This is a genomic window from Dactylosporangium sp. CA-092794 (assembly GCF_050948465.1).
Taxonomy (GTDB): Bacteria; Actinomycetota; Actinomycetes; order Mycobacteriales; family Micromonosporaceae; genus Dactylosporangium.
Genome location: NZ_CP192044.1, coordinates 1,653,188 through 1,672,857 on the forward strand (window position 1 = coordinate 1,653,188; position 19,670 = coordinate 1,672,857).

18 protein-coding genes and 2 tRNA genes are annotated in these 19,670 nt (G+C 73.4%); 10 read left to right on the plus strand and 10 right to left on the minus strand.

What is annotated here, in order from left to right; all coding sequences use genetic code 11:
• Nucleotides 1-4: 4 nt before the first annotated feature.
• Nucleotides 5-814 (minus strand): hypothetical protein, encoded by an 810-nt coding sequence (locus tag ACQPXD_RS07230; RefSeq protein ID WP_432836036.1) that lies wholly within the window; start codon nucleotides 812-814, stop codon nucleotides 5-7.
• Nucleotides 815-1,140: 326 nt separating this feature from the next.
• On the opposite strand from ACQPXD_RS07230, the gene ACQPXD_RS07235 reads away from it, so the two are divergent.
• From ACQPXD_RS07235 to ACQPXD_RS07250, 4 genes are all read left to right on the plus strand, one after another.
• A complete protein-coding gene (locus tag ACQPXD_RS07235; RefSeq protein ID WP_432836038.1) occupies nucleotides 1,141-2,379 on the plus strand; it encodes an FAD-binding protein in 1,239 nt (412 codons plus the stop codon).
• A 9-nt stretch (nucleotides 2,380-2,388) separates the two neighbouring features.
• Complete coding sequence (locus ACQPXD_RS07240; RefSeq protein WP_432836040.1) at nucleotides 2,389-3,177, plus strand: fumarylacetoacetate hydrolase family protein; 789 nt, start codon at nucleotides 2,389-2,391, stop codon at nucleotides 3,175-3,177.
• Nucleotides 3,178-3,251: 74 nt separating this feature from the next.
• Nucleotides 3,252-3,323, plus strand: a tRNA-Gln gene (locus tag ACQPXD_RS07245).
• 58 nt (nucleotides 3,324-3,381) lie between these two features.
• Nucleotides 3,382-3,454: transfer RNA gene (locus tag ACQPXD_RS07250), tRNA-Glu, on the plus strand.
• Between the two features lie 1,270 nt (nucleotides 3,455-4,724).
• Here the strand turns inward: ACQPXD_RS07250 and ACQPXD_RS07255 are convergent.
• Together ACQPXD_RS07255 and ACQPXD_RS07260 are read right to left on the minus strand one after the other, a co-directional pair.
• Nucleotides 4,725-4,997: a hypothetical protein gene (locus tag ACQPXD_RS07255; RefSeq protein ID WP_432836042.1), complete on the minus strand. Its 273-nt coding sequence runs from the start codon at nucleotides 4,995-4,997 to the stop codon at nucleotides 4,725-4,727.
• Nucleotides 4,998-5,997: 1,000 nt separating this feature from the next.
• On the minus strand, nucleotides 5,998-6,684 hold the full coding sequence (locus ACQPXD_RS07260) for an IclR family transcriptional regulator (protein WP_392799587.1): 687 nt from the start codon (nucleotides 6,682-6,684) through the stop codon (nucleotides 5,998-6,000).
• A 49-nt stretch (nucleotides 6,685-6,733) separates the two neighbouring features.
• Between ACQPXD_RS07260 and leuC the strand changes: the two genes are divergently transcribed.
• The 3 genes from leuC (at nucleotide 6,734) to ACQPXD_RS07275 (ending at nucleotide 9,487) form a co-directional block, all read left to right on the plus strand.
• Complete coding sequence (leuC, locus tag ACQPXD_RS07265; RefSeq protein ID WP_432836044.1) at nucleotides 6,734-8,152, plus strand: 3-isopropylmalate dehydratase large subunit; 1,419 nt, start codon at nucleotides 6,734-6,736, stop codon at nucleotides 8,150-8,152.
• A 16-nt stretch (nucleotides 8,153-8,168) separates the two neighbouring features.
• On the plus strand, nucleotides 8,169-8,756 hold the full coding sequence (gene leuD / locus ACQPXD_RS07270) for a 3-isopropylmalate dehydratase small subunit (protein WP_432836046.1): 588 nt from the start codon (nucleotides 8,169-8,171) through the stop codon (nucleotides 8,754-8,756).
• Nucleotides 8,757-8,890: 134 nt separating this feature from the next.
• The gene (locus ACQPXD_RS07275; protein ID WP_432836048.1) at nucleotides 8,891-9,487 is read left to right on the plus strand and encodes an HU family DNA-binding protein; all 597 of its coding nucleotides are present in this window, start codon (nucleotides 8,891-8,893) and stop codon (nucleotides 9,485-9,487) included.
• A gap of 63 nt (nucleotides 9,488-9,550) precedes the next feature.
• On the opposite strand, the gene ACQPXD_RS07280 is transcribed toward ACQPXD_RS07275, so the two are convergent.
• The 5 genes from ACQPXD_RS07280 to ACQPXD_RS07300 form a co-directional block, all read right to left on the minus strand.
• Nucleotides 9,551-10,426 carry an NUDIX hydrolase gene (locus ACQPXD_RS07280; protein WP_432836050.1) on the minus strand — a complete coding sequence of 292 codons (876 nt, stop codon included), beginning with the start codon at nucleotides 10,424-10,426 and terminating at the stop codon, nucleotides 9,551-9,553.
• A complete protein-coding gene (locus tag ACQPXD_RS07285) occupies nucleotides 10,414-11,934 on the minus strand; it encodes a CHAD domain-containing protein (RefSeq protein ID WP_432836052.1) in 1,521 nt (506 codons plus the stop codon). Before ACQPXD_RS07285 ends, ACQPXD_RS07280 begins: the two co-directional genes overlap by 13 nt.
• Nucleotides 11,935-11,960: 26 nt before the next feature.
• Nucleotides 11,961-14,177 (minus strand): RNA degradosome polyphosphate kinase, encoded by a 2,217-nt coding sequence (locus ACQPXD_RS07290; RefSeq protein WP_432843693.1) that lies wholly within the window; start codon nucleotides 14,175-14,177, stop codon nucleotides 11,961-11,963.
• Nucleotides 14,178-14,639: 462 nt separating this feature from the next.
• Nucleotides 14,640-14,837, minus strand: coding sequence for a cold-shock protein (locus ACQPXD_RS07295; RefSeq protein WP_432836054.1), 198 nt, complete (start codon nucleotides 14,835-14,837; stop codon nucleotides 14,640-14,642).
• A 5-nt stretch (nucleotides 14,838-14,842) separates the two neighbouring features.
• Nucleotides 14,843-15,691, minus strand: a complete 849-nt coding sequence (locus ACQPXD_RS07300) for a 2-phospho-L-lactate guanylyltransferase (RefSeq protein ID WP_432836056.1) — start codon at nucleotides 15,689-15,691, stop codon at nucleotides 14,843-14,845.
• A 73-nt stretch (nucleotides 15,692-15,764) separates the two neighbouring features.
• Between ACQPXD_RS07300 and ACQPXD_RS07305 the strand changes: the two genes are divergently transcribed.
• The 3 genes from ACQPXD_RS07305 (at nucleotide 15,765) to ACQPXD_RS07315 (ending at nucleotide 18,711) form a co-directional block, all read left to right on the plus strand.
• Nucleotides 15,765-16,493, plus strand: coding sequence for a lysophospholipid acyltransferase family protein (locus ACQPXD_RS07305; protein ID WP_432836058.1), 729 nt, complete (start codon nucleotides 15,765-15,767; stop codon nucleotides 16,491-16,493).
• Nucleotides 16,490-17,521, plus strand: coding sequence for an NAD(P)H-dependent glycerol-3-phosphate dehydrogenase (locus ACQPXD_RS07310; RefSeq protein WP_432836060.1), 1,032 nt, complete (start codon nucleotides 16,490-16,492; stop codon nucleotides 17,519-17,521). Before ACQPXD_RS07305 ends, ACQPXD_RS07310 begins: the two co-directional genes overlap by 4 nt.
• Before the next feature lie 71 nt (nucleotides 17,522-17,592).
• Nucleotides 17,593-18,711, plus strand: coding sequence for a cystathionine gamma-lyase (locus ACQPXD_RS07315; protein WP_432836062.1), 1,119 nt, complete (start codon nucleotides 17,593-17,595; stop codon nucleotides 18,709-18,711).
• A gap of 76 nt (nucleotides 18,712-18,787) precedes the next feature.
• Here ACQPXD_RS07315 and ACQPXD_RS07320 read toward each other — a convergent pair whose 3' ends face one another.
• Both ACQPXD_RS07320 and ACQPXD_RS07325 read right to left on the minus strand, forming a co-directional pair.
• Nucleotides 18,788-19,327 carry a DUF3515 domain-containing protein gene (locus ACQPXD_RS07320; RefSeq protein ID WP_432836064.1) on the minus strand — a complete coding sequence of 180 codons (540 nt, stop codon included), beginning with the start codon at nucleotides 19,325-19,327 and terminating at the stop codon, nucleotides 18,788-18,790.
• Nucleotides 19,327-19,560 carry an Lrp/AsnC family transcriptional regulator gene (locus tag ACQPXD_RS07325; protein WP_432836066.1) on the minus strand — a complete coding sequence of 78 codons (234 nt, stop codon included), beginning with the start codon at nucleotides 19,558-19,560 and terminating at the stop codon, nucleotides 19,327-19,329. The genes ACQPXD_RS07320 and ACQPXD_RS07325 overlap by 1 nt, the downstream gene beginning before the upstream one ends.
• Between the last annotated feature and the right edge of the window lie 110 nt (nucleotides 19,561-19,670).

Here is a 19,670-nt window from a genome sequence, read left to right on the forward strand (position 1 = left end):
CGGGCTACTCGCAGCCGATGCCGTCGCCGTCGCTGTCGAGCTTGTACGGGTCGCTGCCGATCACGTGGACGGGCCCCTGCACGTACGACGGGCCGTTGCCGCTGCCGCCCGCGCAGTCCACGTCGACCGGGTCGTTCGGCACACAGGGCGTGTAGTTCGGGTTGCAGTTCTGCGCGGGCGCCTTGGTCGGTGGCTTTGTGGTCGGAGGCTTCGTGGTAGGCGGCTTGGTCGTCGCCGGCTTGGTGGCCGGTCGCGTTCCCGCGCCCGCGCCGCCGCCGGCTCCGTTGTTGGCGCCCGCGTTGTTGCCGGCGGTCGTCGAGACCGTCGCCGGGGCCGCGGTGGTGGCCGGCGCGGGCGCGCTCGTCGTCTCGGGGAGCCCGGTGGCCGCGGGCGTCGGCGAAGCGGCGGGCGGCTCGTTCGGAGGCGCGGCGATGGCGCCGTTCCGCGCGACGTCCTCGGTCTTGGTCGGCCGGTCGCCGCTGCCGGCGGCGGCGACCACGATGCCGCAGAAGACGAAGACGCCCAGGACCCCGGCGGCCAGGACGAGATACCAGCCCCGTCGGCTTGGGCGGCCACTGCCTCCGCGCGCGGATGCGGGCGCGGGCCAGATCGGCGCGGCTTGCGGCGGTCCGAACGGCGGTGGCGGAGTGCCGGGGATGGGCCGGGTGCCGAAGGGCTGTGTGTCCGGGACCGCGTGGCCCGGGGGCGGCGGGGAGCCGGGGGTGGGGCGGGTGCCGAAGGGCTGTGCCGGATCGGGCGAGCCCGGGTGCCCCGGCCGCCGGGGATCGCTGCCGTGCGGTGGCTGAGAGGTCACGTGGCGAAGTCTGCGCGGGTGCCCGGGCTCGGGGGAGCGGCCGAACGGGCCCGTCGCGCCTCGTTCGGCCGCGGACAACCCTTCGTTCGGCGGTGAACGGAAGGCCGTTAAGGGCACCGCTCGGGCCGGTCGGCGACCGCGGGCGCGGATCGTCGCCATAGACTCGGCCGGATGGGTGCCGAGAGATGGCCGTGCGCGGGCGCGTTCCGGGTTTCGCCAGCCCGATGGGGTGCCGGACGTGCGGCCTGAGCTGCGGATCTGGTGGTGAGCTTGGCGAAGCCAGAGCGCGCGGGGGCGCGGGCGAGGCTACGAGGCTAGGAGGCGAGATGACCGAGCGGGTGCGGAACTGGGCCGGGAACATCGAGTTCGGGGCGGCGCGGGTGCATCGGCCCGCGACCGTTGAGCAGGTGCAGCAGATCGTGGCCGGGGCGGAGCAGGTGCGGGTGCTCGGTAGCGGGCACTCGTTCAACCCGATCGCGGACACGGACGGGGACCTGGTCAGCCTGGCGGGGCTGCCGGCCGACGTGCGCATCGACGCGGAGCGGGGGACGGTCAGCGTCGCGGGCGGGGTGCGGTACGGGGATCTGGCGCGGCAGCTGGACGCGGCCGGGTATGCGCTGCACAACCTCGGGTCGTTGCCGCACATCTCCGTCGCCGGCGCGGTCGCGACCGGGACGCACGGGTCCGGAGTGGGGCTCGGGAATCTGGCCACCGCCGTGGCCGGGATCGAGCTCGTCACCGGCGACGGCGAGCTGGTGACGCTGCGGCGCGGGGACGCGGACTTCGACGGCAGCGTCGTCGCGCTCGGGTGCCTCGGTGCCGTGGTGCGGGTGACGCTGGACATCGTCCCGGCGTACCAGGTCAGCCAGCACGTCTTCGAACACCTGCCGCGCGCGGAGCTGGACGCGCACTGGGACGAGATCGCCGCCGCCGGGTACAGCGTCAGCCTGTTCACCGGGTGGGCCGGCGACACCGTCGACCAGGTGTGGGTCAAGCGGCGCGACGGCGACGCGCCCGCGCCCGCGGAGCTGTTCGGGGCGGCGCCGGCGGCCGGGGCCCGGCATCCGATCGCCGCCCTGTCGCCGGTCAACTGCACCGAGCAGGGCGGCGTGCCCGGGCCCTGGCACATGCGGCTGCCGCACTTCAAGCTCGAGTTCACCCCGAGCAGCGGCGAGGAGCTGCAGACGGAGTACTTCGTGGCGCGCGCGGACGCGGTCGCGGCGTTCGCGGCCGTGGAGCGGGTGCGGCACCTGGTCGTGCCCGTGCTGCAGATCTCCGAGATCCGCACGGTCGCGGCGGACACGCTGTGGCTCAGCCCGCACTACGAGCGCGACAGCGTGGCGTTGCACTTCACCTGGGTACCAAATCTGGATCTTGTGCTTCCGGCGGTTGACGCGCTGGAGGAGGCGCTCGCGCCGTTCGGGGCGCGGCCGCACTGGGGCAAGGTGTTCCGGCACGCGCCGCGCTACCCACGGTCGGCCGACTTCGCCGCTCTGGCCGCGCGGCTGGACCCGCGGGGCGCGTTCCGCAACGCCTTTGTGCGGCGCCACGTGCTGGCGGAGTAGATTTCCAGCGTGCGTATCGCTCGCTTCGCCCACAGCAGTGGCATGTCGTTCGGGGTCGTGGAGGGTGAGCCGGCCGCCGGCGTCGCCGGCCTGACCGTCGCCGAGATCGAGGGTCACCCGTTCGGGGACCTGCGGTTCACCGGTCAGCGCTGGGCAGTCGCCGACGTGCGGCTGCTCTCGCCCATCCTGCCCAGCAAGGTCGTGTGTGTCGGGCGTAACTACGCCGACCACGCCGCCGAGCTCGGCAACGAGGTGCCGAAGGAGCCGCTGCTCTTCCTCAAGCCGTCGACGTCGATCATCGGGCCCAACGACGCGATCCGGCTGCCCCCGCAGTCGCAGCGGGTCGAGCACGAGGCCGAGCTCGCCGTCGTCATCGGGGTCACCGGCGCGCGCCGGGTCGACCGCGCGGGCGCGGCGGCGGCCATCTTCGGCTACACCTGCGCCAACGACGTGACCGCGCGTGACCTGCAGCGCAAGGATGTGCAGTTCACGCGCGCGAAGAGCTTCGACTCGTTCTGCCCGATCGGCCCCTGGATCGTCACCGGCGTCGACGTCGGCGACGTGGAGGTGCGCTGCGAGGTCAATGAGGAGGTCCGGCAGCTCGGGCGTACCAAGGACATGATCTTCGACGTGCCGACCTTGGTGTCATATGTGTCACACGTGATGACGCTCCTGCCCGGCGACGTCATCCTGACCGGCACGCCGGCGGGCGTCTCCCCGATCGTGGCCGGCGACGAGGTCGTGGTCTCGATCGAGAACGTCGGCGCGCTGAGCAACAGGGTCCTGACCTTGGATTAGGCGCGTTGCCGATAACCGATTTGGCGGGGGAGGGGACCTCCGGTAAAGTTCTCTTTCGGCGCGGTAAGCGCCGATGGGGTATGGGGTAATTGGCAGCCCGACTGATTCTGGCTCAGTTAGTCTAGGTTCGAGTCCTGGTACCCCAGCGCCGCAGCAAGATCGCGGTGCTGTAGTGTTTCACCGCACGCCAGCAGCACGTACTGGGGCCCCGTCGTCTAGCGGCCCAGGACGCCGCCCTCTCAAGGCGGTAGCGCCGGTTCGAATCCGGTCGGGGCTACAGCGCTTGGATCGGCTGTTCAGCAGGCTACACGCCGCTGGGCAGCCGATTTGGCGTTTCTGGGCCGTGTGCCGCCCGCCGGCGGAGCTGTTCAGCGGCAACCAGCCGCGGTTGACGAACGAGCCGCCACCGACAGCGCCGGCAGCCGGGGCATGGTCAGCGGCGACGGGTCGGCCCACAAGCTCCGGGCCACGCCGCGCTCCACGCGGATTCGGGTGGGCACGGCCAGGCGACCGGAGACCGGCACCCGGGGGCTGGCCGCGGTGGAGGTCGGCTGAAGGCACATGGCGATCGAGGCCGCCGGACGGCGTCCGCGCGGGCGCGGTAGGGCCGCGAGGGCGCGGCAGGGCCGCGAGGGCGCGGCAGGGCCGCGAGGGCGCGGCAGGGCCGCGCGGGCTGCGTGTTGCCTCCCGAGACCCTTCATGGTGCCTCGCGGCCGTCGGCGTCCGTGCGGGCGTGTCAGGGCCGCGACGGCGCTGTGGTGCCCCTGGGACCGCCTTGGATGCCGCGCGACGCCCGGGTCCGCGCGGGCGCGCCAGGACTGGGCGAGGGGCACGTCCGCCGGCGTGTTCGCCACGGACCGGCACCGGCACGGCTGTGATGCGCCGGGTGCGGTCCGGGGGTGCCGGCCCGCTGCGGCCGTGCTCCGCCCGCACCGGGGCACCGGCCTGCGCTGCCCGGGAGCCGGTGCCGCTGGCCGCGATGCCCGCCGGCGACCGAGCGGTGTCCGGCCCCCGCCCGCCCCAACGCCCCGGCGTGATCAGGTCCCAAACGGCGGGCGCTGCACGGTGCTGGGACCGGAAGTCTCCGTGATCATGCGTATCCGGGCGTCGACACCATCGGTTTTTCATGATCGTGGAGTGGTGATGTACCCCTGTGTACCGAAAGGTTCCGGGATCATGGCAAACCTGTGGTGCGGTCACCGCGGGCATCATGATCACGGAGACATACGGCCGGCCCGGCCGAGCAGATCGCAGGTTGCGCCCGGACGGTGCGACATGCGCACCGTCCGGGCGCGCCGCGCTGTCAACGGCCATGGCGATGTCGCCGCTGGTGGCCGCCGACGCCCAGCCTGCGACGGCCGCCTGGTGGTGATTGCTGGCGGCGGGGCTGCCGGCGTCCGGGTGCCTGATGGTGATTGCTGGCGTCCGAGCGTCCGGCGCGGCTGCCGCGTCCGGGCGCCGGGTGATAGCTGCTGGCGCCCGGGCGCCCGGGCGTGACTGCCGGCGTCCTGGTGCCGGATGGTCACCGCGCGGGCGCGACGGCGCCGCTACAGGTGGGTGGCGATGCCCAGGATCGCCGCGATGAACACGAACAGGCCGATCATCGCCGTCATGCAGCCGCCGCGGCCGCTGCCGCCCGAGGACGGGACGGTCGGGGCGACCTGTGGCTGCTGCGGCTCGGGGGCGGGCGGGGAGTCCGGCGCGTCCGGGCCGGCCGGGCCGTGGCCCGACGGCGAGGACGGCGTTCCCGCCGACGGGGTGGACTCGTGGTTCGCCGAGCCGTTCGGCTCGGGGCTGGCAGGTGTGGTCGAATCGGGCACTGGCGTTCCTTCCGGCTGATGCGCTCCGGGACCGCCCCCGGACCCGCCGATCGTAAGCGCGCCCGGGCGGTATGCAAGCCGTGGGTCACGTCCGCCGGCTTGGTGTAGGAGCTTGGCAGGTCCGCCACGGGCCGGCGCCGGCACAGCCGTGATGCGCCACGTGCGGCCGGGGGTGCCCGACTCGTAGCCGCCGTGCTTCGCCCGCACCGCGGCACCGGCCCGCGCCGTCCGGGAGCCGGCCCGCGCCGTCCGGGAGCCGGTCCGCGCCGCAAGGGAACTGGTCCGCGCTGCAAGGGAGCCGGCCCGCGCCGTCCGGGAGCCGGTCCGCGCCGCAAGGGAACTGGTCCGCGCTGCAAGGGAGCCGGCCCGCGCCGTCCGGGAGCCGGCCCGCGCCGCAAGGGAACTGGTCCGCGCTGCAAGGGAGCCGGGCCGCGCTGCCCGGGAGCCGGCGCCGCTGGCCGCGATGCCCGCCGGCGACCGAGCGGTGTCCGGGCTGCCGCCCCAACGCCCCGGCGCGGTCACGTCCCAGACGGCGGGCGCTGCACGGCGCAGCGGCCGGAAGTCTCCGTGATCATGCGCAACGCGGCGTCGACACCAAGGGTTTTTCATGATCCTGGAGTGGTGATGTACACCTGGGTACCGAAAGTCTCCGGGATCATGGCAAACCTGTGGTGCGGTCAGCGCGGGCATCATGATCACGGAGACATACGTCCGGCTCGGCCGCGCGGATCGCAGGTTGGGCCCGACGGGAGCGACATCCGTACCGTCCGCACCGCACCGGGGGTCGGCGCCGGTGGCCACCGACGCCCAGCTCTGTGGGGGCCGCCTGGCATCAAGCGGCACCATCGCTGGCCTCATGCGCAACATGACCCAAGCCGCGGGTTTGTTCTTGGCAGCGCGGACCTGGCAGGGCCCGGCCGCCCGTTCAGGGCAGGCCGGGCCCGGTGACTCGCGGGAGGAACGGCCGGTGAGTGACGCGGCCCGAGTCAAGCAATGGCTTTTACAGGCCCGACAGGCGCTGGCCGGCCCGCACCACGGCCATCGCGTGGCGGTCGCCCGGGCGGCGGCCCAGGCGCTCGATCGGGCCCGACACGCTGATCGCCGCGATCACCCGGCCCGTGCGGTCGCGGATCGGCGCGGAGACGCTCGCCACGCCCGCCTCGCGCTCGGCCACGCTCTGCGCCCAGCCGCGGCGGCGCACCTCCGCGAGGGTGCGGCCGGTAAACTTGCACCGCGGCAGCAGCGGCATCACCGCCTCCGGCGGCTCCCACGCGAGCAGCACCTGCGCGGCCGAGCCGGCGGTCATCGGCAGCACCGCGCCAATCGGCACCGTGTCGCGTAGCCCGCTGGCCCGCTCGGCCGCGGCGACGCAGAGGCGCTCGTCGGCGCGGCGCAGATACAGCTGGGCGCTCTCACCCGTCGCGTCGCGCAGCGCGGTCAGCATCGGCTCGGCCGCGGTGAGCAGAACATCGGGCGCGGCGTTGGCCAGCTCGCCCAGGCGCGGGCCCGGGCGCCAGCGGCCCTGGGCGTCGCGCACCAGCAGACGGTGGATCTCCAGCGCCTGCGCCAGCCGGTGCGCGGTGGCGCGCGGCAGCTTGGTCCGCTCGACCAGCTCCGCCAGGCTGGCGCCGTCGACGCAGGCGGCGAGGATGACCACCGCCTTGTCGAGCACGCCGACACCGCTCATACTGTGTCCCACAGACCGAAACATACCTCCCAAACTTTAGGATGTCCAGATGGTGGGAGAAGCACAGCAACAGCCGCGCACGCTGGCGGAGAAGGTGTGGGACGCGCACGTCGTGCGGTCCGCCGACGGTGAGCCCGATCTGCTCTACATCGACCTGCATCTGGTGCACGAGGTGACCAGCCCGCAGGCGTTCGACGGCCTGCGCATGTCCGGGCGCCCCGTGCGCCGGCCGGACCTCACGATCGCGACCGAGGACCACAACACGCCGACCGACAACCTGCTGACCATCAGCGACCCGGTGTCGCGCACGCAGATCGAGACGCTGCGGCGCAACTGCGAGGAGTTCGGCATCCGGCTGCACTCGCTCGGCGACGCGCAGCAGGGCGTGGTCCACGTCATGGGCCCGCAGCTGGGCCTCACCCAGCCCGGCCTGACCATCGTGTGCGGCGACTCGCACACCTCCACGCACGGCGCGTTCGGCGCCCTCGCGTTCGGCATCGGCACCAGCGAGGTCGAGCACGTCCTGGCCACGCAGACGCTGTCGCAGGCGCGTCCGCGCACGATGGCGGTCAACGTCGTGGGCGACCTCGGGCCCGGCGTCACCGCCAAGGACCTGGTGCTGGCGCTCATCGCGCAGGTGGGCACCGGCGGCGGGCGCGGGCACGTGGTGGAGTACCGCGGCCACGCGATCGAGCAGCTGTCCATGGAGGGTCGGATGACCATCTCCAACATGTCGATCGAATGGGGCGCCAAGGCCGGCATGATCGCGCCGGACGAGACGACGTTCGCCTACATCGAGGGCCGGCAGTACGCCCCGCAGGGCGCCGGCTGGGACCGCGCCAAGGCCTACTGGAGCAGCCTGCGCACGGACGAGGGCGCCAAGTTCGACACCGAGGTGACGCTGGACATCTCGCAGCTCACCCCGTTCGTCACCTGGGGCACCAACCCGGGCCAGGGCGCGCCCCTGGGCGGCTTCGTGCCCAGCCCGGACGACTTCACCGAGAGCGGGGAGCGCGTCGCGGCCGAGAAGGCGCTGGAGTACATGGCGCTCAACCCCGGCACGGCGCTGCGCGACATCCCGATCGACGTGGTGTTCCTGGGCTCGTGCACCAACGGCCGGCTCGAGGACCTGCGCGCCGCGGCCGATGTGCTGCGCGGGCGCAAGGTCGCCGACAGCGTCCGCATGCTCGTCGTGCCCGGCTCCGCCTCCGTGCGCGCGGCCGCGGAGCAGGAGGGCCTCGACAAGGTCTTCACCGACGCCGGGGCGGAGTGGCGCTTCGCCGGCTGTTCCATGTGTCTGGGTATGAACCCGGACACACTCAAGCCCGGCGAGCGCTCGGCCTCCACGTCCAACCGCAACTTCGAGGGCCGGCAGGGCCGCGGCGGGCGTACCCACCTCGTCTCACCCCCGGTGGCCGCCGCCACCGCCGTCACCGGCCGCCTCGCCGCCCCCGCCGACCTGAACTAAAAGGGACACGGACATCATGGAGAAGTTCACCGTCCACACCGGCACGGCGATCCCGCTGCGCCGGTCCAACGTGGACACCGACCAGATCATCCCCGCCGTCTACCTCAAGCGCGTCACCCGCACAGGGTTCGCCGACGGGCTGTTCAACGCCTGGCGTTCCGATCCCGCATTCGTGCTCAACAATCCGGTGTACGAGGGCGCCTCGATCCTCGTCGCCGGGCCCGAGTTCGGCACCGGTTCCTCGCGTGAGCACGCCGTTTGGGCGCTGCAGGACTACGGATTCCGGGCCGTCGTGGCGCCGCGTTTCGGCGACATCTTCCGGGGCAACGCGCTCAAGGGCGGGCTGCTGCCGGTCGAACTCGACCTCGCCGACATCGAGGTGCTGTGGGCCGCGATCGAGGCCGACCCGAAGCTCGAGGTAACGGTCGACCTCGAGGCGCGCCAGTTGCGCGCGGGCGCGCACGAATGGGCCTTCCCGCTGGACGATTTCAGTCGCTGGCGGCTGCTGGAGGGCCTCGACGACATCGGTCTCACCCTGCGCCACGAGGGCGCTATCACCGCCTTCGAACAAGGCCGTCCGGAGTGGACACCCGTCGTTCGCTAGCCCTCGCAGGGCGTCTCGATGAGCCGTCGGTCAAATCCGTTACTCCACAACGATTTCTTTTCCGTCATATGTTTGTATCCTGTGTGCGTTGGGATACCTTGCCCACAGGGACTTATTTCTGTACGGGAGGAAACGTGAACAAGGCCGAGCTCATCGAGGCGCTCAGCGCTCGCCTGGGCGACAAGAAGTCGGCAAACGCGGCGCTGGACGCGGTCCTGGCCGAGATCCAGTCCGCCGTGACCAAGGGCGACAAGGTCGCCATCACCGGTTTCGGTGTCTTCGAGAAGCGCATCCGCGGTGCGAGAACCGCCCGCAACCCGCGCACCGGCGAAGCGGTGAAGGTGAAGAAGACGTCGGTGCCCGCGTTCCGGGCCGGCGCCAGCTTCCGCGAGATGGTCGCCAGCGGCAAGGTGCCGAAGGTCGCCGCCGCCGCGAAGAAGACCGTCGCGACGAAGACCACCACGGCGAAGGCGGCGCCCGCCAAGGCCGCGGCGAAGGCCACGACGGCGAAGGCGACGACGGCGAAGGCCGCGCCGGCCAAGGCCGCCGCGACCAAGACCGCGCCGGCCAAGGCCGCGACCAAGACGGCGCCCGCGAAGAAGACCGCCGCCAAGACGACCCGCGCCGCGGCGTCGACGACGGCCCGCAAGACGGCGACCGCCACCACGGCGGCCGCCAAGACCACCACCGCCGCGAAGAAGGCGCCCGCCAAGAAGGCCGCCGCCAAGTAAGCGAGCATGAAAAAGGGCGGCGCCGCGATCGTGGCGCCGCCCTTTCGCGTTCTCTACAGTGGACTACCGCAGCGCCACCGGGGCCAGCGGGTCCCGCCCGGTCAGCCGGCCGTCGGCGAAGCACAGCACCCATCCGGCGCCCTTGCGGGTGCGGAAGTCGATGTCGGAGCGGCCCGTCAGCGCCTCCAGCAGCGGCGGCATGAGCTTGCCCTGGCTGCACACCACCGTCGTGCCGCCGAGCCGGGCCAGCTTGCCCAGCGCCTCGGCCGCCTCCTCGGGCGGCTGCCCCTCGTCGAAGATCGCGTCGACCGCGGTCGGCAGCCCCAGCGGCTCCACCGTCTGGCGGCACCGCAGGGGGGCGGCGGACACCACCCGGTCCGGCCGCAGCAGCGCCAGCAGCGCGCTGAGGGCCCGCGCGTCGCGTTCCCCGGCCGGCTCCAGGGGCCGCTCCCCGTCCGGGCCGGGCCAGTCGCGCCGCCTCCCGGCCTTCGCGTGCCGCACCAGCGCCACCACCGCGGTCACCGGCGGCCGACCCAGGAACGCCCGCACCACGCCCCGGTCGTGCGCGTAGCTCAGCAGCGCCTGCGCGTCGGCGGCCGGGACCCAACGCGCTTCCCCGATCTCGTCGTCGGCCGGCCGCGGCGCCCACGCGACCGCGCGCATCGACCAGTAGTCGACGCTCTTCTCCACGCCCGGCTCGCCGGTGAGGTAGCGGGTGGAGGGCAGCCGCAGCTGCGGCACCGCCTCCACCGAGGTCTCCTCGAACACCTCGCGGACCGCGGCGGCCAGCTCGTGCTCGCCCGGCTCCAGCTTGCCCTTCGGCAGCGACCAGTCGTGGTACCGGGGCCGGTGCACCAGCACGATCTCGGGCGCCCCGCCGGCGCCCGCGCGCCACACGACGCCCCCCGCCGCGCGGACCACCGAGTTCACTTCAGCCATGCGATGTTCTTTTCCTCCAGGACCGACTCCCACACGGCCGGAAACTCGGCGCGGGCGCGGGTGACCGCGGCCCGCTCCCGCTCGTACAGCCGCCCGGCGGTCACCGCCAGCGCGTGGTCGGCCGGCTTCGCCGCGGCGGCGGCCAGCCAGGCGTCCGCGGCGATCGCCGCGTCCTGGTGCTCGCCGAGCACACCCTGCGCCCGCGCGATCGCCTTGGCCAGCAGCACCGCGTCCGGGCCCACGATCGGCGACACCGCGTCGGCGGCGTAGCGGGCCCGCTTGGCCCGCTTGCGCACCTCGTGCCACTCGTCGTCGGGCAGGTCCGGGGTCAGCTCCCCGGCCCCGGGCATGCCGCCCCCGCCGAAGGCCAGCCGCCGCCACGGCTTGCGCACGATGCCCGGCAGCACCGCGTCCGCGCGCTCCCGCGCCAACGGCGACAGCTGCGGCGCCCGCACCGCACCGACCAGGGCATCGAGCAGCCGCACGTACCGCCGCGAGCGCAGCGCCGCGTCCATCGTGCGCAGCGCCGCCTCCTCACGCGCCGCCAGCGCCGCGTCGATCCGCGCCACCGCGGCCGGGTCCGGCGGCATCAGCGGGTCCGCGGCGGCGGTGCGGTGCAGCCGCTCCCGCAGCACCTCGACGTCCCGCGCGCCCCCGAGCGCGGCGGCCAGCCAGGACAGCTCGGCCCGCAGCCGCGCCGTCCACTCGGGGTCCAGCAGCGCCTGGAACGTCTGCAGGTCGCTGCGCAGCCGGCGGGTGCCGACCCGCATCTGGTGCACCGGCGTGTCGCCGTTGGGCATCGTCTCGCGCAGCCGGGCGAACGGGTCGTGCCGGAAGATCCGCGCCACGTCGCGGCGGATCGCGTCGGTCACCACGTCGCCGGCCCGGGCCTTGCGCCGCGGCGCCTCCGGCGCCACCAGCACCGCCGCGTCGAGCTCGCCCATCGCCCGCACGTGCTTGGGCACGAAGTCGCCGGTCGACGCGCCCGCGCGCAGCAGCAGCCGCTCGATGCGGTCCAGCACCCGCGGCTCGCCCGCCACCCGCTCGACCTCGATCTCGCGGAACCGCAGCGTGACCCGCCGCCCGTCGAGCACGCTCACCACGTCGTCGGCCACCTCGGCCAGCAGCGTGCCGTCCTTGGCCGCGACGTCGTAGACGGTCCGCACCGTGCGCAGCACCGCCGCCGGCCCCAGGGCGCGGCCGCGCCGGTACGCCGTCACGAGGTCCAGCAGCTCCGGCGGTACCACGCCCGCGCCCGCCGACGGCCGCGAGTACTCGTGCCGCACCCCCGCGCGCGTGGACGGCAGCTTGACGGTCCACACCTTCGCCGGGGTGTCGTGGCGGCGGTACCGCAGCGCTACCCCGTGCCGGGTGAGCAGCCGCTCGGGAGTGTCGTAGTACGTCGCCCGCAGCGTCACCGGCTCCCGCGCGCTCACCCGTCCGGCGGCGCTGAGATCCGGCATCGTGAAGCCCTCGTCGACCAGGTACTTGCGCTCTTCCTCCAGCATCCAGCCACCCTAAAGGTTGAACCGGCTCACTCCACCCGGTCGACGATGCGGCGCAGCAGCGCCTCCTGCGCGTTCTTGCCCGCCCGGCGGTGCCAATCGCCGTTGCCGGACAGCTCGAACGCGCCGGTGTCCTCGCTCATCATCAGGGTCAGCATCCGGTGCAGCTCCTCCGCGGACGCCGGGTCGGTGACCTGCACCAGCGCCTCCACGCGGCGGTCCAGGTTGCGGTGCATCAGGTCCGCCGAGCCGATCCAGTACTCCGCGCGGGCGCCGTGGCCGAACCGGAACACCCGCGAGTGCTCCAGGAACCGGCCCAGGATCGAACGGACCCGGATGTTCTCCGACAGGTCCGGCACGCCCGGGCGCAGCGCGCAGATGCCCCGCACGATCAGGTCGACCCGCGTCCCCGCGCGGCTGGCCCGGTACAACGCGTCGATGACCTCCTCGTCGACCAGGGAGTTCACCTTGAGCTGCACCAGGCCGCCGGCGCCGTAGGCGACCTCGCGCTCGATCCGCTCGATGATGCCGCGACGCACCCCGTGCGGCGCGACCAGCAGCCGGCGGTACGACGTCTGCCGGCTGTAGCCGGTCAGCACGTTGAACAGGTCGGTCAGGTCGGCGCCGACCTCCGGGTCGGCCGTCAGCAGCCCGTAGTCCTCGTAGAGCCGCGCCGTCTTCGGGTGGTAGTTGCCGGTACCGACGTGGCAGTAGCGGCGGATGTGGTTGCCCTCCTGGCGTACGACGAGGGCCGTCTTCGTGTGCGTCTTGAGCCCGACCAGGCCGTACACCACGTGGCAGCCGGCCCGCTCCAGCGTCCGCGCCCAGCCGATGTTGGCCTTCTCGTCGAAGCGCGCCTTCACCTCCACCAGCACCACCACCTGCTTGCCGGCCTCGGCCGCGTCGACCAGCGCGTCGACGATCGGCGAGTCGCCGCTGGTGCGGTACAGCGTCAGCTTGATCGCCAGCACGTTCGGATCCGCGGCCGCCTGCTCGATGAAGCGCTGCACGCTGGTGGAGAACGAGTGGTACGGGTGGTGCACCAGGATGTCGTGGTCGCGCAGCCGCGCGAAGACGCTGCGCGGCGTCTCGCCCTCGGCGAAGTGCGGATGCGTCGCCGGCACGAACGGCGGATCCTTCAGGTCCGGGCGGTCGACGCCGTTGTACACCTCCCACAGGGCCGTCAGGTCCAGCCATCCGGGCACCCGCAGCACGTCGTGCGAGTCCATGTCCAGCTCGCGGACCAGCAGCTCCAGCACGTGGTCGGAGATCGACGCGGCCACCTCCAGGCGCACCGGCGGGCCGAAGCGCCTCCGCGCGAGCTCCCGCTCCAGCGCCTGCAGCAGATCCTCGTCGCGGTCCTCGTCCAGCTCGACCTCGGCGTTGCGGGTCACCCGGAACAAGTGGTGCTCGAGCACCTGCATGCCGGAGAACAGCTGCCCGAGGTGGGCCGAGATCAGCTCCTCGACCGGCAGGAAGCGCATGACCCGCGCACCGTCGCGCGCGGCGTGCAGCGCGTAGAACCGGGGCACGTTGTTCGGCACCTTGATCCGGGCGAACAGCTCCGGCCCGCCGTCCTTCTCCCGCACCACCACGGCCAGGTTGAGCGACAGCCCGGAGATGTAGGGGAACGGGTGCGCCGGGTCCACCGCCAGCGGCGTCAGCACCGGGAAGATCTGCTCGCGGAACGCCGCGCGCATCCGCTCCCGTTCGGCCGGGTCCAGCTCCGTCCAGCGGACGATGTGGATGTGCTCCTCGGCCATCGCGGGCGCGATCTCCTCGGCGAACACCCGCGACTGCCGCGACATCAGCCCGGACGTGCGCTCGGCGATCTGCTCGAGCTGCTCCGTCGGCGGCTGGAAGCCCGGCCGGCGCACCGGCAGGCCGGTCTGCAGGCGCCGCTTCAGCCCGGCGACCCGCACCATGTAGAACTCGTCGAGGTTGCTGGCGAAGATGGCGAGGAACTTCGCCCGCTCCAGCAGGGGCGTGGCCTTGTCCTCGGCCAGCATCAGCACCCGGGCGTTGAAGTCCAGCCAGGACAGCTCGCGGTCGAGATACCGATCTTCCGGGAGCGGCTTCTCCTCATCCGGTACCCGCGGTGCGTCCTCTTCGGGGGCTTCGCCCCCCAGCCACCCGGCCGCCTCGTCCTCGAGGACGGTGTCAAGGTCACCGGCAGGCGCGTCCGCGTTGCTGTCGGTCGCTTGGCCGGGTGCGTGGTCGATGGCCGGGGCGTCGTCGGTCGGCACTGTGGCCTTTTCCTCGGCTTCCTCGGCGGCGGGCGCCTGGTCCGCCTCGTTCGCCTGTGCCGGTTCGTTCGCCTGTGGCGCCTCGTCCGCCGGGGCGGCCTCGCCGGTGGGCGTGGCTTTGGCCGGCGTGGACGCGGCGCGCGCGGGCGCGGGGGACTTGGGTGGGGTCTTCTGCGCCGGCACCCGCTCGGGCGCCGTGGACGTCTCTGTCGTGGCCTCGTTCACCGTGACCTCGCTCACCGTGACTTCGTCGGCCGTCGCCGGCCGCGCGACCTTTGTGGCTCGACGAGCGCGCGCCGGAGTCCCGTTGCCACCGGACCTCGTCGTCGTGGGCGGCGCACTGGCCTGGTCGGGCCGCGGGGCGGCGTTGCGCGGGCGGCTTCGACCGGTTGTGCTCTCGTCCACCGGATCATCATGGCCTGTTTGTGCCGGTCTGAACATGTACTTCCCGCTGCTTGGCCATCAGTGCAACGTCGGGAGTGTGACCTTCGTGATTGTGCCCACATCGTCGTGGTCGAGCCGGACCCGCTGACCGAGGCGCAGGTGCCGCAGCCCGGACGCGTCGAACGCCGCCGCCGGGAACGCGACCTCGGCGCCGTCGTCGAGCAGCACCGTGCCCGTGCGGCTCGCCTCGTCGAACGTCGCCACTGTGCCTTGCATGCCGATCACGCTACCGCGCAGAGAACTTGTCCGGTATGCGTGCCGAGTCCGAGCCTTGCCGCGGCATCGAGATCCGCCGCGGTGTCCACGTCGCGGCGGAGGCTCGGCCACGCTCCGTCGAGCCGCACCGCGCCCGAGCGCAGGTGTGCCGCCGCCGACCCGGGGCCGAAGTGCGGCGCCAGCGGCTCGCCGGCCGGCGCCGCGAGCAGCACGGTTCCGGTGCCCTCCAGGTCCGGCACGAACGCCCGCCGGCCCGTCCGCGCGGCCGCTACCAGGGCGGATTCGAGGTCGCAGGGTCGCATCGCGGGCAGGTCGGCCGTCAACGCGACCACGCCGACACGTTCCGTGCCCGGCCGCTGCGCCCCGTGGTCAGGGCGCGCGTCCGCGCGTGCCGCCTCAGGGCGGTGCGCCTGTGGGTCGTTTGCGCTGCTGGCGGCGGTGTCGGCGCGGTCCGATCGCGCGTCCGCGCGCGGCGGGCTGTCGGCCGGGTGGCCGTTAAACGTGGATCGCTCGCCGACGGCGTGCTGGGCGGCCTGGGCACCGTAGGACAAGGCCGCGTTGAGGCCTGCGGCGGGCGCGTCGGGCAGGCAGACCGCGCCCAGGGCGGTCAGCTCCGCGCAGACCGCCGGGTCGTCGCAGACCACGACGACGCGGGCGACCGCGCGGCAGGCGAGCGCGGCGGCTACCGTGTCGCGTGCCATGGCCAGGACCAGGTCGGGGTGAACGGCCTCCGGCACGGCGCCGCGGAGCCGCGTCTTGGCCGCTCGCAGCGGCTTGACCGGCACCACGGCGACCCAGGTGGCCGACCGTTGGGGAGCCGGCGGCTGGGTCGTCGACTGGCCGTGGCAGTGCATGAGCCATCCTGACACGGCCACCCGGCGCCCGGCAGTGGCATGATTCGCAGCAGAACCGTGAGGGGAGGGTGAGATGGCGCGCCGGAGGCTGGGCTTCTGGCGGCGTTTCGCCGCCATAACCGTCAAGCCCGCGATCAAGGTGCTGACTCGCCGCACCTGGCGGGGGATGGAGAACATCCCGGCCGAGGGTGGGGTGATCATCGTGGTCAACCACATCTCCCACGCGGACCCGCTGGCCGTCGCGCACTACGTCTACGACGCCGGGCGGTGGCCGTCGTTCCTGGCCAAGTCCAGCCTGTTCGAGGCGCCCGTGCTGGGATACCTGATGAAGGCGTGGCACCAGATCCCGGTCCGCCGCGGCACCACGGACGCCGTCAAGGCGCTGGAGGCCGCGCGGGCGGGCGTGCGGGCCGGCGAGGCCGTGATCATCTACCCGGAGGGCACCACGACGCGCGAGCCCGATCTGTGGCCGATGCGCGGCAAGACCGGCGCGGCGCGGCTCTGGCTGGACACCCGCGCGCCGATGATCCCGGTCGTCATGTGGGGCCCGCAGCGCATCTACGACCCGCGCACGAAGCGGTTCAAGCTGTTCCCGCGCGCGACCATGACGATCGTCGCCGACCCGCCGCTGGACCTGTCCGCCTGGGCGGATGCGCAACCGACCGCGCAGACCCTCGGCGAGATCACCGACCAGATCATGCTGCACCTGCGCGACATGGTGGCCGAGATCCGCGGCGGCACCCCGCCGCCGCTGTGGATCCCCAAGCGCGTCCCGCAGCGATCCGAAGAGCAGACGGCATGAGCGTCGAGCGCGCCGCGGTGCTGGGCGCCGGATCCTGGGGTACCGCATTCGCCAAGGTCCTGGCCGATGCCGGCACCCCGGCCGTCACGATCTGGTCGCGCCGGGCCGGGCTGGCCGCCGCGATCCGCGAGCGGCATCACAACCCGGACTATCTGCCGTCGGTGTGGCTGCCCGACGCGGTCACCGCGACGTCCGACGCCGGCGAGGCGATCGACGGCGCGGATCTCGTGGTCCTCGCGGTGCCGTCGCAGACGCTGCGCGCCAACCTGAGCGCCTGGAGCGGCGCGATCGGCGCGGACGCGACGCTGGTCAGCCTCATGAAGGGCATCGAGCTCGACTCCCTCAAGCGGATGAGCCAGGTGATCGTCGAGGTCGCGGGCGTCGAGGCGGACCGCGTCGTCGTGGTCACCGGCCCCAACCTGGCCCCGGAGATCGCCGCGGAGCAGATCGCGGGCACCGTGGTCGCCTGCCGCGACATCCGGCGCGCCGAGCTCGTCCAGCGCGCCATCAGCACGCGGTATCTGCGGCCGTACACCAACGACGACGTCGTCGGCTGCGAACTCGGCGGCGCGGTGAAGAACGTGATCGCCCTCGCCTACGGCATGGCCTCGGCGCTCGGGTTCGGCGACAACACGAAGGCGACGCTGATCACGCGGGGCCTCGCGGAGACCGCGCGCCTGGGCGCGGCCCTGGGCGCCAACCCGATGACCTTCGCCGGCCTGGCCGGCCTGGGCGACCTGATCGCGACCTGCTCGTCGCCGCTGTCGCGCAACCGGTCGTTCGGCGAGCGGCTCGGCCGCGGCGAGACCCTGGACCAGGCCCAGGCCGCGACGCGACAGACCGCCGAGGGCGTCAAGAGCTGCCTGTCGATTCGTGATCTTGCGCATAGCGTCGGGGTGGAGATGCCGATCACGGAGCAGGTCGAACAGGTCTGCCACGAGGGCGTCGACCCGCTCAAGGCCCTCGCCGCGCTCATGGCCAGGGAGACGAAGCCGGAGCGTCCGGGCGTCCCGTCGACGAACCAATGACCGCCGCGGCGCCCGAGCCGCCCGGGGGCGCGGCCGCGTCCGATCGTGGGGCTGGGGCTGGGGCTGGGGCGGTGGGTGGCGGGCGGGGTGACGGCACGCGCGTGGTGCATGCCGGGGTGCCGGCGCCGGTGCCGGGGGAGCCGTTCCTGCCCGGGCCGGTGTTCGGGGCGCCGTATCACCTCGATCCCGTCGCCGGGCCGAAACCGGGCGTGGACGGGTACGGGCGGACGGACAACCGGACGTACCGAGCCCTCGAAACCGCCATCGGCGAGCTCGAGGGCGGCGAGTGCGTCGTGTTCGCCTCCGGGATGGCGGCGCTCACCGCGGTCCTGCTGGCCACGCTGCGCGGGGGCGACACCGTGGTGCTGCCGGGCGACGGGTACTACCTGACCCGGGCGTTCGCCGGTGAGCACCTGCCCGGGCGCGGGGTGGAGGTGCGGACGATGCCGACCGCGGGGCCGTATCCGGCCCTCGACGGCGTGCGGCTGCTGCTGCTGGAGTCGCCGTCCAATCCCGGCCTGGACGTGTGCGACATCGCCGGCCTCGCCGCGCGGGTGCACGCCGGCGGAGGCCTGGTCGCCGTGGACAACACGACGCCGACGCCGCTCGGGCAGCGGCCGCTGGAGCTGGGCGCGGATTTCTCGGTCGCCTCGGGTACCAAGGCGCTGACCGGCCATTCCGATCTGCTCCTCGGCTACGTCTGCGCGCGGGAGCCGGAGCTGGCCGCCATGATCCGCGCCTGGCGCGCCCGGACGGGGGGCATTCCCGGGCCGTTCGAGGCCTGGCTCGCGCACCGTTCCCTGGGCACGCTCGACCTGCGGCTGGCGCGGCAGACCGCGAACGCGGCGGCCGTGGCGGACCTGCTGGCCGACCACCCGGCGGTCGCGTCCGTGCGGTGGCCCGGGCGCCCGGGCGACCCCGCCTACGCGGCGGCCGCCCGGCAGATGCGCCGCATCCCGGGCGTGGTGACGTTCACACTGGCGGACAAGGCGGCCGTGGACCGCTTCCTGACCGCGTCCGAGCTGGTGTTCGCGGCCACGTCGTTCGGCGGGCTGCACACCTCGGCAGACCGGCGGGCGCAGTGGGGCGACGACGCCCCCGAGGGGCTGGTACGCCTCTCCTGCGGCGTGGAGGACACCGCCGACCTCGTCGCGGACGTGCGGCGGGCGCTGGACGCCGCGCTGGCCTGACGCCTGCCGTTGCCGTTGCCGCTGCGCGCGGGCGCGGCATCACGCGCGGCAGCGGCGGGACGTGCCGGAGAGGGGGTCAGCAGTGCATCGGGCCGGGGGTCGTGGCGGGGACGGCGGCGACGATCGGCGCCGAAAGGTTCACGAGCCAGGAGCCGTCCGCGCCTTTCGGGACCACGACGCGGAGCGCGACCTCGCGGTCCACGGTCTGCCAGACGGTCTCGGCGGAGCGTTCGTCCGGGTACCAGCACACGTTGGACAGGCCGAGCAGCTGCGCGTCCGGGGGGATGTCGGGCTGCGGGACGCCGCAGCCCAGGACGATCGGGGGTTCGCCGTAGGCGGCGTTCTGCTCCGGGCCGGACGTCACCTGGCGGCGGGCGAGGCCGCCGAGCGGGTCGGGGAGCTGTGCGATCAGCGCGCGGCACACCGTGGCCGTGGACGGGGCGAGTTGCGGTGCCTCGGCCGGTACCGCCGCCAAGGTTTTTGGATCTTGCGGCCGGTCCGGAAATCCGCCCAGGCCCCAGAAGGCCAGCAGGCCGGCGACGAGCGCCAGGGGCAGTGCGGAGAGGGTGGCGATGCGGGCCGGGCCCGGGCGCGGGCGCGTCGTGTCGGCGGCCACTACAAGTGCACCACCGAGCAGGTGACCGTGCGGGTGATACCGGGCACGAGCTGGACCTTGCTCACGATGAGCTTGCCGAGCTCGTCGATGCTGCGGGCCTCTGTGAGGACTACCACGTCGTACGGGCCGGTGACGGCATCACACTTGACCACCCCGGTGAGGCCCTGGATGGCCGTCGCGACGTCGCGCGCCTTGCCGACCTCTGTTTGGATCAGGATGTATGCCTGGACCACGACACGACTCCCTCCCTATGCCGGACGAGCGCTGATCAGGCGCCAACGTACCGCAACAATGGATTCGGCAAATCAACCGCCGTGCGTGATCATGCCATGACACGCGGCTT

Bases quoted from the DNA above. Each gene is read 5' to 3' on its own strand.
- ACQPXD_RS07235 (WP_432836038.1), top strand. From the start codon at position 1,141: ATGACCGAGCGGGTGCGGAACTGGGCCGGGAACATCGAGTTCGGGGCG.
- ACQPXD_RS07260 (WP_392799587.1), bottom strand. From the start codon at position 6,684: ATGAGCGGTGTCGGCGTGCTCGACAAGGCGGTGGTCATCCTCGCCGCC.
- leuC (WP_432836044.1), top strand. From the start codon at position 6,734: ATGGTGGGAGAAGCACAGCAACAGCCGCGCACGCTGGCGGAGAAGGTG.
- leuD (WP_432836046.1), top strand. From the start codon at position 8,169: ATGGAGAAGTTCACCGTCCACACCGGCACGGCGATCCCGCTGCGCCGG.
- ACQPXD_RS07280 (WP_432836050.1), bottom strand. From the start codon at position 10,426: ATGGCTGAAGTGAACTCGGTGGTCCGCGCGGCGGGGGGCGTCGTGTGG.
- ACQPXD_RS07285 (WP_432836052.1), bottom strand. From the start codon at position 11,934: ATGCTGGAGGAAGAGCGCAAGTACCTGGTCGACGAGGGCTTCACGATG.
- ACQPXD_RS07295 (WP_432836054.1), bottom strand. From the start codon at position 14,837: ATGCAAGGCACAGTGGCGACGTTCGACGAGGCGAGCCGCACGGGCACG.
- ACQPXD_RS07300 (WP_432836056.1), bottom strand. From the start codon at position 15,691: ATGCACTGCCACGGCCAGTCGACGACCCAGCCGCCGGCTCCCCAACGG.
- ACQPXD_RS07305 (WP_432836058.1), top strand. From the start codon at position 15,765: ATGGCGCGCCGGAGGCTGGGCTTCTGGCGGCGTTTCGCCGCCATAACC.
- ACQPXD_RS07310 (WP_432836060.1), top strand. From the start codon at position 16,490: ATGAGCGTCGAGCGCGCCGCGGTGCTGGGCGCCGGATCCTGGGGTACC.